Here is a 14,542-nt window from a genome sequence, read left to right as displayed (position 1 = left end):
TATGGTAGACTCTTACAGACACAAAGGCATGAGAAGGCAACTGGTAAAGGTTGTCAGAGAGAAGGGCATTGAGGATGAGCGGGTTTTGGCTGCCATTGGCAAAATACCCAGACATTTTTTCTTTGAAAATGCTTTTCTGGAACACGCCTACGAAGACAAGGCCTTTCCCATTGGGGCCGGGCAAACCATCTCTCAACCTTACACGGTAGCTTTTCAGTCGGAACTTCTACAAGTACAACCGGGCGACAAGGTCTTTGAAATTGGCACCGGTTCGGGTTATCAGGCCATAGTGCTGCTCGAACTTGGGGCCGATGTATACACCATTGAATACCAAAAGGAGCTCTATGAGCGAACCAGGCGATTTTTGCCCTCCATGGGTTATAAACCCAATTTTTTCTTTGGCGATGGCTCCAAAGGATTACCCCAATATGCCCCTTACGACAAGATAATTGTTACGGCAGGTGCGCCTACTGTGCCCGATGCGCTCATTGATCAACTACGCGTTGGCGGTGTACTGGTTATTCCTGTGGGCGATGCCAAAACCCAACGTATGCTCCGCATTACAAAAACAGCCGAAAACAAGGTGAGAACAGAATCGTTCGACAACTTTAAGTTTGTGCCATTGCTGGGCGCTGATGGATGGCGAAAGTAAGTATTCAAAGGCTACTTCCTGAGGTACTTATCGGGCAAAGGAAACTGAGGGTTTTCTCCCATCCACATTACGCTCACAATCCACCATCGTTTTCCATCGTTGAGCAACTGAATGCTATTAATGCCGCGCATAAATGGCTCCTTGTCACTGGCAGACCTTCGTGTTTCATAGGTGCTGAAAACGTGGGCAATAGTGCCATACTCTTCTACCCTTCGGCCAATTTCCGTTTCATAAAAACCTGAGCGTTCCAGGGCCGGCCCGTTGGTCTGAATGTACTCATCTACCGACCACCACCTGTACACTAAATCACCTTGCTGATTTTTGCCGGAAGGAATAAGTCTGCCCTCTGGTATGAACAGGCTTTTCATGCGTTCCCAGTCACGCTTTTCACCAGCGGGGCCTGAAATAACATCATATAAGGCCGTAAGAATAGCGTCCATAGACGCTACGTCTTCCGGCTTGGCGGTTTGAGCCTGGCTAGAAAAACCTATGGCACAAAAAAGGAATAGATAGGCTACTTTTTTCATGATGGTTGAAGATTATCCAGAAGCTAAATATAGTAGATATAGCCAATGTGGTACTTGCTAAATATCAGGCATACACACGCTCAAGCACTCTCTTGGAGCGATCAATTAGGGCTTCTTAGCTGCCTGTGCCTCTTCCGAGCGTTTAAATCCATGAGTTATCTGCCCCCAGAAGGTTTTAGGAAACCTTTTGATTCCGGGAAAACCCAGCTTTATGGATTTGCCGGAGTGTGGTATGTAAGCCGTTCCAAAAATATAATCCCACACACTAAGCGTAAGGCCAAAGTTCACTCCCCGTGCTCTTTCGGCAGGTAAGTCGTGGGCATGGTGCCACATGTGCATGTTAGGGTGGTTGAAGATGTATTTTAAGGGACCCAGTTTCACCCGAATATTGGCATGGTTCCAGTGCCCTACCGCCAGTGTGAACATGTGTACAAAGAAAAAGTCGTCAATACCAAAACCAATCATAGCCAGCGGAATGTATTCAATGGTTCTGTACACTACTGTTTCCATCCAATGATATCTCAGATGAGCCGCAAAGCCCATTTCTTCTACCGAGTGGTGCACCTTGTGGTATTCCCAAAGCCAAGGCACGTAGTGCAGCAATCTGTGGGTCCACCATTGTACAAAGTCTCTAATCACAAACAAGGTTAGCAACTGCAAGCCCACAGGCCAGGAGGCAATTTCTAGAGCTACTATATTGGAAAGACCAAAAACGGCCAGTAAATCATTGAAGGCATTGACAACAACTTCGGAAAGCGCATTGAAAACAATAAGCGAAAAGAGGAAAAAGTTAAAGAACATGTAAAAGGCATCGAGCCAAAAATCTTTTCTAAAGCGGGGTTGGTTTTCGCGCCAGGGTCTGAGCCACTCCCAGAGCAAAAAAAAGGCAGAAATAAGAATTAGCGCCCAAAAATAGTTTTGCCACCAGGGTTTGTAATCGTACTGAAAAGTGATCTCTTGCCACAAGTACTGAGCATAGCCACGGTATGCATTAGCAATTATTTCCAAATACTTCTCCACAATTAGCCGCTTTAAACCCGCTGTTAAACTAAACTCTAACCAATGGTAAGAATAACTTTTTTTCCTAAGGGTTAATTCACTTGGTTACATCTAAATTTCAAATTTATCAATTCTATGAAAGTCACCCGCATTTTAAGACCGTCAGCGGCATTGCTGGCCGCGGCCTTTCTGCTTCTGACCACTACTCATGTAGATGCTCAACGCAGAAACCGGGACAAGCAGGATACTCCCCCTGAAAGTCCCAAGCAAGAAGCTCCTAAAAAAAATGAAAAAACATACGAATCGATTGTGAAAGGCCTGAAAGCCGATGATGGCCTCTTCAAGGTATATCAGAACGATGAGAAGATTATGTTTGAAATCCCGAAGTCGGAGCTCAACAAAGACATGCTCTGGATTACCCGGCTGGTTTCCAGTCCTGAAAACCTAAGTCCGTTTTTAGGTTCGGGATGGAAAATGAACGAGCAGGTGGTACAGTGGCAGGAAATAAAAGGGCGAATTTACCTGAAATCGATCTCTTATAACAATGTGGCCGACAGCACAGACGCCATTTATAAATCGGTAGCCGACAATAACTTTGCGCCTATTATTGGCTCTTTTAAAATTGAAGGACAACCAAAAGACTCTTCGGCCTACCTTATTGATATTACCGGCTTTTTCAATCAAGACACCAGAGCCATTAGCGCCCTGAGCTCGGGCTTGAGAAGCCAGCTGCAAATAAGAAGACTGGAAAATGACAAAAGCTACGTTGAATCGGTAAAGTCATTTCCCATTAATATAGAAGTACGCCAGGTAATGACGTACGATGCCGGCAGGCCTCCTTCCAACGAATCGGCCGGAGTAATCTCCATGAAGGTGAGCCAATCGATGGTTAAACTCCCTGAAAATCCCATGATGCCCAGGTTGGCCGATGAGCGTGTAGGCTGGTTCACCGTAGGCAATATCAACTACAGTTCCGATGCACTCAAAGGCGATCAGGTGAGTTTTCTCAAACGTTGGAGACTAGAGCCAAAAGACCCGGCCGCCTATGCCCGTGGAGAACTGGTGGAGCCTGTAAAGCCGATTGTCTACTACCTTGATCCGGCTACTCCTGAAAAATTCAGGAAATGGTTCAAGCTGGGAATAGAAGATTGGCAGGTTGCTTTTGAAGCAGCCGGATTTAAAAATGCCATAATAGCCAAAGACCCTCCCAGCAAAGAAGAAGACCCCGACTGGAGTCCTGAAGACGCCCGCTACTCTACAGTGCGTTACATTGCCAGTATGACCCGAAATGCAGTAGGCCCCAGCACTGCCGACCCCAGAACCGGAGAAATTATTGAAAGCGACATTATCTGGTTTCACAACCATCTGCGTTCTTACCGCAACTGGTACATGATTCAGACCGGAGCGGCCAACCCGAGGGCCCGCACCCTCAATACACCCGAAGATGACATTGGAGAAATGATGCGTGCCGTAATTGCCCACGAAATAGGCCATGCCCTCGGACTCCCCCACAACATGAAGGCCAGTTCTGCCTACCCTGTTGAGTCACTTCGAAACCCGGAGTTTGCTGAAGAATATGGTGTTGCTCCTACCATCATGGATTATGCTCGGCTTAACTACATTGCTCAGCCGGGCGATGGAGTAACACTGTTTATACGAAAAATAGGACCATACGATAAATACGTGATCAACTGGGGTTACCGGGTAATTCCCGGTGCAAATAGCCCGGAGGCCGAAACCAATACTCTCGATCGGTGGATTTTAGAAAAGGCCAATGATGGTATGTTCCGCTTTGGATCTAGCAATGGCTCAAACCCTGAGGCTCAAACCGAAGACCTGGGAGATAACTCCATGAAGGCAAGCGCCTATGGTATGGAAAATTTAAAGAAAGTAGTACCCAACCTTTTGGAGTGGACCACTACTGCCGGTGAAAGCTATGATGACACTCAAGAAATTTATGGCGAAATAATTGGCCAGTGGAGAAGGTTTGTAGGCCATGTAATCACCAACATTGGAGGTGTAACAGAAAACCTAAAATCGACCGACCAGCAGGGAGCTGTTTTTGAGGTTGTTCCGGAGAGCCAGCAAACTGAGGCCGTGAACTGGCTAATGAAATATGCTTTTGCTACTCCTGATTGGCTTTTAGATGAGAATCTGTTGCGAAAGCTGGAAGACTTTGGGGCAGTGAACCGTATCAGAAGTACACAGTCATCGTTCCTCAACTCTGTACTAGACCCTGTGCGCATGCAACGCCTGATTGAGGCCGAAGCTTTCAAAGGTCGCAATACCTACACCATATATCAATTGGTGACCGATGTACGCCAAGGACTCTTTACTGAGTTGGCTTCCGGTGCTCCTATTTCTACTTACCGAAGAAATTTGCAACGAGCCTTTGTGGAGCGAATGGAATATTTGTTAAAAAATGAAGCCAGTTCTTTCCAGGCCAGGGAGGTCAACATCTCACAGTCCGACATTCGACCGGTGGTAAAAGCCGAATTGAGAGCTCTGCTGAGAGACATTGGATCGGCCAGAGGAAGATATACCTCTGACCGGGCAGGAAACCTGCACTTGGCTGACCTGAAAGATAGAATAGAAGAAATTTTAGACCTGGATAACTAAATTGAAAAAGGAAGGTTCCGTACGAACCTTCCTTTTCACCTCATTCCAAGAATCAACTAATTCCAGAATCCAAGAGAGCACCAAAAACACCGGGCTTAAACTGTTGACCATTGAGGAGAATAGATACCAACCAAATCCACCTCAATAGAACCTTTCCAAACACGTTGGAGCAACAGCAGACAAATGCTTTTAAGACACTCTCTCTATTGACACAACCAAAACCATGAGTCAACGCAGAATGGCTCTTAATTGAGCAATTCTACAATGGACCTCATGCTAAGTGCTTTATTATAAATCACGACCTCATCGAGCAAGCCTTCAAACGTGCGAAAATCGAAACGCTCTGAATGCCCAATGGTTAAATTGGCCGGATTGTATTGCTCCGGTATTGTGTATGTATATGCATTGTGGGCTTCTAAAATGCCATCTACCCAAACCTGCCATTGGCTATCGGCAGTCATTACGGCAACCACATGGTGCCATTCGTTATCATCTACAGTAGTGCGGCTAAGCCCGCTGCTTCGCATCAGCTGGCTGCCATCTCTGCCCTCAAATTGCAAGTGGCCATTGGTAAGCAACAACCGAAAACCGAAGTCGGCCGAACGGCCCGCATACTGCTCTACTATAATCATCTGAGAATCTTGCTTCTTAGGAGCCTTAAGCCAAAGGCTAAGGCTTAGCTCATTGGTTTTAAACCTCTGGTTAGGTGGCAGCTTAATTCGCTCATGCCCAATCAAATGCAGTGCTCTGCCGGCAGCTCCGCTTCTGTCTCTTTCAAACTGAGGCCGGGCATTAAACTCAATCGCTGTGTTCACATTGGCATCGTCACGGAGCATTCCGTCAAACCGCAGGTTATGCAACACCCCCCTTACCTTTATGTAATCCTTCATTACTTTGGTGTCTGTACTCTCCCCGTCTGATACTGTAATAGTTACATCGTACACCCCGGCTTTGGCATAATACACTTCGGGGGTTGCTCCTATGGCCCGGTTGGGCAATCCTTGTTCAAAACTCCAGCTCCAGAAGTTAGGGTGGCCTTTAGACCTGTCCATAAACTTTACCTTCTGGCCTTGTTCAACAGTAAGTTGTTCTGCCTCAAAGTCGGCAAAAACCCTTAGGTACTGCCCGTTTGGGGTACCACTTCCGGATGTAAACCAAAGAGAAGTAAGAAAAATAGCAGAAGAAAATAACCACTTCATAGCCCTAGTGTATAGTCTTCAATTTGCTAAGAATATGGCCCAAATACCCAAGGGTTTAGCCATCGAAAGGAATAAGTAGACAGTTGCCTTTTTTTACTTAATAAGTGTTTCGTTCCAGGTCTTTAGCAACTGCATGAGATTGTCTTTTTTTCGAACCGAAACGGGCAATATCTGGCCATTGTCCATCACAAGAAGTCCTCCTTCGCTACGCTCGAACCGCTTGATGTGTTGAATATTAACGAGGTATGAGTGATGTATGCGCAAAAAACGGTCTCCCTCCAGAATACCCTCATACGCTTTCAGGTTCTTAGATACCAGTATTTCGGAGCCATCGGCCAGAGTAAAACGGGTATAACTACCCTCAGCCCCACACCAAAGAATGTCGTTCACTTTCACCAGATAAATACTCTCAGAATCAGTAAGAACTATTTTTTCAGGAAGCTGATTGGCTTTGTTCAACCGGTCTTCCAATACTTTTAGCTGGGCCTCAAGGTCTTTTACCAGACTAAACTGCTCTGCCTTGCGCACTGCATTTACCAGATCTTCCGGATCTATGGGCTTAAGCAAAAAATCGAGCGCACTGCATTGAAAAGCATCTATGGCATATTTGTGATGAGCCGTAATGAAGATCACCTGAGTTTCTAGCTTTTTGAATGAACGAATAAGGTCTATACCCAAACCATCACCAAGTTCTACATCTAAAAACATGAGCTCTGGTTGGTTTTGCAAAATTTGTTCTTTGGCAGTCGCTACACTATTGGCCTCACCGGCAACCACCACCTTGGGGCAATAAGTAGCCAGCATTTGTTTCAGCCCTTCCCTAATGCTTTTCTCATTGTCTATTATGAGTGTTTTCATGCTTAAAATTGTATTGGAATCTCAAAAATCACCTCTGTTCCCACCACTTCATTGGTTTCATTAAGCCTGTCTTTTACCACAAACGAGATATTCTTTTTTAGCTGTCTTTTCAGTAATTCAATTCTATCGCGGGTAATCTTAGTAGCCAGCGAAACATGTTCCTTATTTTGCCTGAGTGCAGCCGAACGGCTAAGCCCCACACCGTTATCTTCTACCTTAAAGAGCATGGTATCCCCTTTCTGTTGAAATGAGATGGCTATAAGCCCATTTTTAATACTGGAGATACCGTGTTCAAGTGAATTTTCAATGAATGGCTGGGCAAACATAGGAGGTATTTTTATTTCAGAGAGATGGTCTTCTACATTTACATCGAGCGTATAGTCAAAGGCATTTTCGAACCTTACCTTTTGCAAATCCAGGTAATGGCGAAGTGTAACTATCTCCTCTTCCAGGGATACAAAATCTTTCCGGCTGTTTTCCAGAATGCGCCTCATCAATTTAGCAAACTTAGAGAGGTACTCAAGCGCATGGCTACCTTGCCCCTGATTGATAAGGAAAAGCTGAATGGAAGAAAGTGCATTGAAAAGAAAGTGGGGATTGAGTTGAGTGCGAAGCAATTCGTTTTGTGCTTTTTGCTGGGCAATTTTCTCCTTTTCTACCCTGCGCTTAAAGAAATAAACCAACCATAACACCAGCAGTAGGCCTGCAATAACAATGGTCCCTATCATGAGGTTTCGAAACCTCAGTTTCTGTGCGGTTTGGGCCTGAAGCAACTCCAGGTTTTCCAAAGCCGCCTGCTTTTTATCGGTTTCATAGGCAATCGCTAGCTTTTCCAGCCGCTCATTCACGGCTATTCGGCTTAGACTATCTTCCAAAAAACTAAGCCTTTGCTGATGGTGCAGTGCTTGCTTAAAGTCATTGAGATAGCTGCTAAGCTCTACCAACCATTTTAAGGTGCGTTGCTCATTGTCTACCGCTCCATACTCAATAGCCAGAAGTCGGCTCTTTTCGGCATAAGACAGGGCCTCTACTGCATTTCCAAGGGCAAACAAAGCCTTACTCCTTGTCAAATAAGAAGTGATAAGAAAGCCGGTTTCACCAATAGGCAATACGGCCTGTTCCAAATCTTTAGCATAAGCAATAGTCTGACTGAAGTTCCCTTTCAAGAGATGAGCCACACTCAGGGCATTGAGGCAACTCCAATAGAGTGAGGTCTCGTCAAGTTCAATGGCCAAATGGTAAGCCTCCTGCCCAAAATAAAGTGCCGAGTCGGCCTGTTCCAGACGGCCGTACACATTGCTCAGGTTTAGGGCAGCTGTCAAAACCTGCTTTTTATCGGCTATTTGTTGGGCTATGGCATAAGACTCTTTGTAGTAAGTTGTCGCCTCCATATCGCGCCCCAACTGCGCATAACAAACCGCCAGAGCATTTATAGAAGCCGCCTGCAAAGAAAGGCTCTCCATGGCTCTGGCCATAGAGAGAGCATCCTGAAAGTAGTAGACTGCCGAATCGAAATCATCGAACCGAAAGGAAAGGTTACCCTTAAAATAGACAAACCTAACCTCCTTTTCTTCATCGCGCCATTCGCGAGCCGTGGCAATGGTTTCATCAAGCAACCGGGTGGCTTCCTGGCGCATTTCCTGATACTTAAAGTGTAGAAACCAAATATTACGTGCCTGAAAATAGGGAGCGTTCAACTCCTGTTCATAAGCTCTCCTTTCAATGACCGAAAGTCTATGCTCAAAACTCTCAAAATCGTTGATCGTGGTAGTATCATCGGCATAATTAAAGGTAAAAATAACCCGATAGAGACTATCGAGCTCCTTCATCATGGCCTCTTCGGTAGTTTCCTGACCCAGCAGAGGAAAACCGCCTAAAAAAAGGCTTGCCGATAAGCACAAATACCACACGCGCATTGGTACCATCCTATTAAAGTAAAACAAACCTGTGAAAAATGGGCACATGAAGAGCCTAAGATTGATAAGTGTTGGGTGTTGCTGAATAATTGCAAGCCAAGCGCAGTGCTACACATTGACCCTCAAAACGATTATGCTACCACTCTCATATTTGATTTTGAAATCAAATGGCGATTCACTTAACTTATCTGCTTGAATTAAATACTAAACTAAATTGCTAAATATGAAATCACTCCGAAAGTTATGTCTTCACGCTGTGTTGCTGCTTTCCATGTCGGTGATCGCATTGAGTAGCAGGGCACAAAGCGACCCCACCGGAGAGTCGGCCGTAACCCGCACCTATGCCTTGACCAACGCCACGGTAATAACCAAACCGGGCACCGAATTGAAAGAAACAACCGTGGTCATTAAAGACGGTCTTATTGTTCGTGTGGGTAAGAATGTACCCATTCCGGCAGAGGCTCAGGTTATAGATGCCTCTAAACTATACGTTTATGCGGCTTTTATAGACGGTATGTCAAATACCGGTGCCAAAAGACCTGAAAACCCGGAAAGACCTCAAAACCTATTCACTCCCGATCCGCCCAATGAATATGCGGGAATAACCCCAGAAAACAGTGTTATTGCCCAACTGGATGTGACCAACTCCAGCATTGGAAGCCTGAGAGAAGCCGGTTTTGCCATTTCGCACGCAGTGCCTTATGGACGAATGCTACCGGGAAGCACAGCTCTTATTCTATTGAACGATGCTGAGCATCCGGACGAAATTATTCTAAAGAAAGATGTGGCTTTATTTGCTCAGTGGATTGGAGCACCCGGTGCCTACCCTGGCAATATTTTGGGTATGATGGCCAAATGGAGAAACCTCTACCGAAATGCCGAACAAGATAAAAAGCACTTTGAGCTATATGCAGAGAATCCGGCAGGGCTTCCGAGACCGGAAAACGACCGAGTTAGCCAGGCGTTCTTCCCGGTAATTGCTAAGCAAAAGCCCGTTATGTTCAATGTAGATGGTGTGCTGGATGCACGTAGAGCCATGCGACTGCAAAAAGACCTTGGTTTTCCTCTTATGGTAGCCGGTGTTGAGCAAGCCTGGGAGTTGACCAACGAAATTAAAAGCAGCAATACACCATTGTTCCTTTCGCTCGATGTTCCCGATGAGCCTAAAGATGCCAAAGAAGACGATAAGTCGGCCGAAATGAAAGCCCTTGAAGCCCGCAGAATGGAATTCTACAAGATTCATGTTTCTCAGGCTGCTAAACTTTCAGAAGCCGGAATTCCCTTTGGCTTCTCAGTAGGCAACGTAAGAGCCAACGCTGTACTCAAAAATGTAAGGACCTATATTGAAAATGGCCTTTCGGAAGATGCTGCTCTGGCCGCACTCACAACCAATCCAGCTTCAATATTTGGTATTTCTAACATTGCCGGTACAGTAGAGCAAGGCAAACTAGCCAACCTATTGGTAAGTACTGCTCCTATCTTTAGCAAAGATGCTCAGGTAAAACTGATGTTTGTTGATGGCGACAAGTTCGAGTATGAAACCAAAGAGTCTAAAGGTAATGGCCGTAACACCAACAACAATGCTGCTACAAGCAACGATCCTCTGGCCGGATCGTGGTCTTACACATTAGAAACCCCTCAGGGCGACCAGGGTGGTAAAATGGTGATCAGCCGTGAAAATGGAGCCTACTCCGGCTACCTGACCAGCGATGACGGAAGCCCTGACAACACCATGAACAACATTAGCTACAGAAACAATGAGTTGGCTTTCGATTTCACCATCGATGCTGGCGGTCAGTCTGTAGAAATTGTGGTAGTTGGCACTATCAACGGAAAAACCTACGATGCAACTGCAACTGTCTCATTTGGTGGACAGGATTTTAGCATGAACCTTACAGCGACCAAAGACGAGCAATAATGAACAGAACTATGAAAACTAAAAATATACTGGTATCCCTCCTCCTACTAGTAGGCTTCACCGCCTGGGGGCAGCAGGTACCAAAAGGTGACGTATTGTTCAAAGGTGGTACAGTACTCACCGTAACCAACGGTACTCTCGAAAACACCGATGTGTTGGTAAGAGATGGAAAAATTGCCAGAATAGGCAAAGGACTAAGAGCTCCAAATGGAGTGGAAACCATTGATATTACAGGCAAATACCTTATGCCGGGTATTATTGATGCCCACTCTCACATTGCCGGCTCGGCCATCAACGAAGGCACAAGCCAGGTAACTTCTGAAGTAAGCATGGAAGATGTGGTAGACCCTTACGATGTATCCATATACAGAGCCCTGGCCGGAGGTGTGACAAGCATTCACCTGATGCACGGATCGGCCAACGTAATCGGTGGTCAAAATGAAACCATGAAGCTCCGTTGGGGACTTACCGACCCCGATCAGTTACGTTTTGAAGGAGCTCCGAGAACCATCAAGTTTGCACTTGGAGAAAACCCAACAAGAGGTGGTAGAGCACGTGGTATTCAACCACAGAGTAGAATGGGTGTTGAGAACATGCTGCGTACCTCTTTTCAGCAGGCTGTAGAGTACAAGAAGAAATGGGAAGCCTACAGAGCCGATAAGAATCCAAGAAAAGTAGCTCCTGAATACGACCTCAGGCTACAAACTTTGGTAGACATTCTGAATGGAGACGTACTGGTACACTGCCACTCTTACAGAGCCGATGAGATTTACATGCTATTGAAAGTATTCTCTGACTTTGGTATTCCGAAAATCACCTTCCAGCATGCCAACGAAGCTTACAAAGTAGCTCCAGAACTTGCTGCCTTTGGTGCCAGTGCTTCCGTATTTGCCGACTGGTGGGCATACAAGCTTGAAGTATATTACTCAACTGCTTACAACGCAGCCATTCTTACCGAAAATGGAGTACTTACTTCCATTAACTCCGATTCAGGAGAACTTATCCGTCACCTGTTTCACGAAGCCGCCAAGACTCAGAAGTACGGTGACCTATCGGACGATGAAGCCCTTGCACTCATTACCCTCAACCCTGCCAAGCAATTGGGTATTGACAACCGTGTAGGCTCAATAGAAGTAGGCAAAGATGCAGACATTGCCATATTTGAAGGCCATCCGCTTTCAGTATACGCCATTCCACAAATGACTTTTGTAGACGGTGTAAAGTATTTTGATAAAGCCAACGACAAAGCTGACCAACGCATTTATGTAGACCCGGAATCTTCTATTGAGAAAATCACCATTTTCGATAGAGAAGATCAGCACAGATGCATGGAAGGAGCCAACTTTATCAACTTTGAAGATTTATTTTCTAACCAAAAATGATAGAAGACATGAAAAAACTTAGAAAGCTGTTTTCTGCATTGTTAATGCTCGCCATCATCCCACTTCTGTCATTTGGTCAGGAAGATGATCAGGTAATGAAAGCCCGAAATGGCAAATTTGCATTGACCAATGCCAAAATTTATACCGTAACCAACGGTATTATTGAAAATGGTACAGTGGTAATTAACAATGGAATTATTGAAGCCGTTGGAGCCAATGTACAGATTCCGAACGATGCGGAAGTGATTGATTGCGGAGGTAAAGAAATTTACCCGGGCATGATTGACGGTGGAACCACTCTGGGCCTTGCCGAAATTGGAAGTATTGCCGAAGCCAACGACTACCGTGAGTACGGAGAGTTAACACCTCAGATGCAGGCGCTTACGGCTGTAAACCCTAACTCGGTAGCCATTCCGGTAACCCGCGTGAGTGGAGTAACAACTGTATGGACAATGCCGCAAGGTGGCTTTTTGCCGGGTACTGCAGCAGCCATTAATCTTTTTGGCTATACGCCAGATCAGATGTATGCCGGACAAAGAGGCATTGTAATGAACTACCCCTCTACCGGGGCAGGAAGACGCTGGAGAAGACTTTCGGAAGACGAACTGAAGAAACGTCAGGAAAGAGCGCTCAAGCAGGTTAACGATACCTGGGATAAGGCTGAGCTTTATGCCAAACTTCAAAATGCCGATGACTTACGTAACTACCCTGAAATAGAAGCTTTGGTTCCTGTGGTAAAAGGTGAAATGCCTTTATTCATTGAGGTAAATGCGGCCGAAGACATACTCAATGCCATTGAGTGGGTTAAGAAAAGAGGCTACAAAAAAGTGATTCTAACAGGCGTTTCAGAAGGCTGGAGAGTAGCCGATGAAATTGCCAAGGCCGGTCTTCCGGTAATCACCGGCCCTGTACAGGCTATACCTACAAGAGAATCTGACAACTACGATGCCGCTTACGCCAATCCCGGAATTATGTCTAAGGCAGGAGTTAAAGTAGCGCTTAGAACCATGGAGTCTGAGAACGTTAGAAATCTCCCCTACCATGCCGGTTTTGCTGCTGCATACGGAATGGGACGCGAAGAAGCATTGAAAGCCATTACTATCAATGCAGCCGAAATCCTAGGCATTAGCGACCAGGTAGGATCTATTGAAGTAGGCAAGAAAGCCAACATCTTTGTAGCTACTGGCGATCCGTTCGAAACAGCAACTAAGATCACAGACTTGTTCATTGATGGCTTCAAAGTACCAATGACTTCTCGTCAAATCAGGCTTTACGATGAGTTCCTGAACAGAACTCCGGGTGTAGACAAAACCAAGCCGGTTATCGATATTAAAAAGAAATAACCAACCCTTACTTACAGCTAAAGAGGCTGTTTCAGAGTTTTTACCTGCGCGGTAAGGCTTTGAATACAGCCTCTTTTTTTATTCATAACAGGCTTACTTACTTAAGTCGATTGGCGTATGTTTCCTCATTTTGCTACCATTTTTGTCTTCATCAATCGCGCCTATAAGGCATAGCGAAAACACAGTTTATCGCTCAAGTTGTCTGCCTACTTCTGTGTGAACCGACTAAGTAATCCTAATAAATAAGTTAACTTGTTCAACCCAAGCTTAGCATATTATGGCCCACAACCCAAACATTAAAGGAATTGAACCTGTACTTCCCACCACCGATATTGGTCGGGATCTTAGTTGGTATGAACAGTATACCGGTTTCACCTATGCCTTTGGAGACCACATGTATAGTGGTATGGTGCGCGACCAGCTCTGTATTCATTTGCAATGGCATGCCGATACCCCTGAAGACCCACTACTGGGCGGTTCGGTCGTCAAGATATTTGTAAAAGACATTCAACCCTGGTACGAAGAGTTTCTGGAGCGCAACACTATTAATGAAGACAGTCTCCGAAAAAACACCCCCTGGGGCACCCACGAGTTCGGTTTCTTCGACCTGAATAAAAATGCATTGTTTATTGTACAAGACCTTTAAAAACATAAGCCTTGAAAGAAGTCATTCAGCAATTCTACCAGTCGTTTCAACAGCTCGATGCTGAAGGAATGGTCAAATGCTACCACAAAGAGGTTGTCTTTGAAGACCCCGCTTTTGGCAGGCTTGAAGGCGTGCGAGCTGCCAATATGTGGCGCATGCTTTGCGATAGTCAGAAAGGCAGGGACTTTGCCATAAAGTATACCAAAGTAACGGAAGACTCAGCCTACTGGGAAGCCTTCTACACATTTAGCCCTACAGGCCGAAAGGTTCACAATAAAATTATTGCTCAGTTTGAATTCAAAGAGGGGCTCATCGTAAGGCATACAGATTTTTTCGACTTACACCGCTGGGCTAAACAAGCCATGGGTTTTAAAGGAGCTATACTTGGCTGGTCAGAATATTTCAAGAAAAAACTACGACAACAAACCCATCGCATGTTGAAGAAATACGAGCAGAGGCATCCCTAATTTTCCACTATCGGTT

General features: G+C 45.5%; 12 protein-coding genes. 7 read left to right on the top strand and 5 right to left on the bottom strand.

The window, feature by feature from the left end; genetic code table 11:
- Position 1: 1 nt before the first annotated feature.
- Positions 2-652 (top strand): protein-L-isoaspartate(D-aspartate) O-methyltransferase, encoded by a 651-nt coding sequence (locus B3O12_RS15685; RefSeq protein WP_286746391.1) that lies wholly within the window; start codon positions 2-4, stop codon positions 650-652.
- 11 nt (positions 653-663) lie between these two features.
- On the opposite strand, the gene B3O12_RS15680 is transcribed toward B3O12_RS15685, so the two are convergent.
- Both B3O12_RS15680 and B3O12_RS15675 read right to left on the bottom strand, forming a co-directional pair.
- Positions 664-1,179 carry a hypothetical protein gene (locus B3O12_RS15680; RefSeq protein ID WP_286756991.1) on the bottom strand — a complete coding sequence of 172 codons (516 nt, stop codon included), beginning with the start codon at positions 1,177-1,179 and terminating at the stop codon, positions 664-666.
- 105 nt (positions 1,180-1,284) lie between these two features.
- The gene (locus B3O12_RS15675; protein ID WP_189631064.1) at positions 1,285-2,199 is read right to left on the bottom strand and encodes a sterol desaturase family protein; all 915 of its coding nucleotides are present in this window, start codon (positions 2,197-2,199) and stop codon (positions 1,285-1,287) included.
- 114 nt (positions 2,200-2,313) lie between these two features.
- Here B3O12_RS15675 and B3O12_RS15670 point away from each other — a divergent pair, with 114 nt between their 5' ends.
- Complete coding sequence (locus B3O12_RS15670) at positions 2,314-4,797, top strand: zinc-dependent metalloprotease (protein ID WP_286756990.1); 2,484 nt, start codon at positions 2,314-2,316, stop codon at positions 4,795-4,797.
- A gap of 245 nt (positions 4,798-5,042) precedes the next feature.
- Here the strand turns inward: B3O12_RS15670 and B3O12_RS15665 are convergent, their stop codons facing one another.
- The 3 genes from B3O12_RS15665 to B3O12_RS15655 form a co-directional block, all read right to left on the bottom strand.
- A complete protein-coding gene (locus B3O12_RS15665) occupies positions 5,043-5,996 on the bottom strand; it encodes a LamG-like jellyroll fold domain-containing protein (protein WP_286756989.1) in 954 nt (317 codons plus the stop codon).
- Positions 5,997-6,089: 93 nt separating this feature from the next.
- Positions 6,090-6,854 (bottom strand): LytR/AlgR family response regulator transcription factor, encoded by a 765-nt coding sequence (locus tag B3O12_RS15660; protein ID WP_189631061.1) that lies wholly within the window; start codon positions 6,852-6,854, stop codon positions 6,090-6,092.
- 2 nt (positions 6,855-6,856) lie between these two features.
- Positions 6,857-8,770 carry a tetratricopeptide repeat-containing sensor histidine kinase gene (locus tag B3O12_RS15655; protein ID WP_286756988.1) on the bottom strand — a complete coding sequence of 638 codons (1,914 nt, stop codon included), beginning with the start codon at positions 8,768-8,770 and terminating at the stop codon, positions 6,857-6,859.
- A 223-nt stretch (positions 8,771-8,993) separates the two neighbouring features.
- Between B3O12_RS15655 and B3O12_RS15650 the strand changes: the two genes are divergently transcribed.
- The 5 genes from B3O12_RS15650 to B3O12_RS15630 all read left to right on the top strand — a co-directional run bounded on the left by B3O12_RS15650 (position 8,994) and on the right by B3O12_RS15630 (position 14,526).
- Complete coding sequence (locus B3O12_RS15650) at positions 8,994-10,688, top strand: amidohydrolase family protein (protein ID WP_189631059.1); 1,695 nt, start codon at positions 8,994-8,996, stop codon at positions 10,686-10,688.
- 11 nt (positions 10,689-10,699) lie between these two features.
- Complete coding sequence (locus tag B3O12_RS15645; RefSeq protein ID WP_189631058.1) at positions 10,700-12,070, top strand: amidohydrolase; 1,371 nt, start codon at positions 10,700-10,702, stop codon at positions 12,068-12,070.
- An 8-nt stretch (positions 12,071-12,078) separates the two neighbouring features.
- Positions 12,079-13,413 carry an amidohydrolase family protein gene (locus tag B3O12_RS15640; protein ID WP_189631057.1) on the top strand — a complete coding sequence of 445 codons (1,335 nt, stop codon included), beginning with the start codon at positions 12,079-12,081 and terminating at the stop codon, positions 13,411-13,413.
- Positions 13,414-13,690: 277 nt separating this feature from the next.
- Positions 13,691-14,059, top strand: a complete 369-nt coding sequence (locus tag B3O12_RS15635) for a glyoxalase/bleomycin resistance/extradiol dioxygenase family protein (protein ID WP_286746376.1) — start codon at positions 13,691-13,693, stop codon at positions 14,057-14,059.
- An 11-nt stretch (positions 14,060-14,070) separates the two neighbouring features.
- A complete protein-coding gene (locus B3O12_RS15630; RefSeq protein ID WP_286746374.1) occupies positions 14,071-14,526 on the top strand; it encodes a nuclear transport factor 2 family protein in 456 nt (151 codons plus the stop codon).
- Positions 14,527-14,542 lie beyond the last annotated feature (16 nt).

Source organism: Roseivirga sp. UBA838 (assembly GCF_002296035.1).
Taxonomy (GTDB): Bacteria; Bacteroidota; Bacteroidia; order Cytophagales; family Cyclobacteriaceae; genus Roseivirga; species Roseivirga thermotolerans.
Note: the sequence above shows the minus strand (reverse complement) of the source record. Positions and strands in the feature narration are given on the sequence as shown.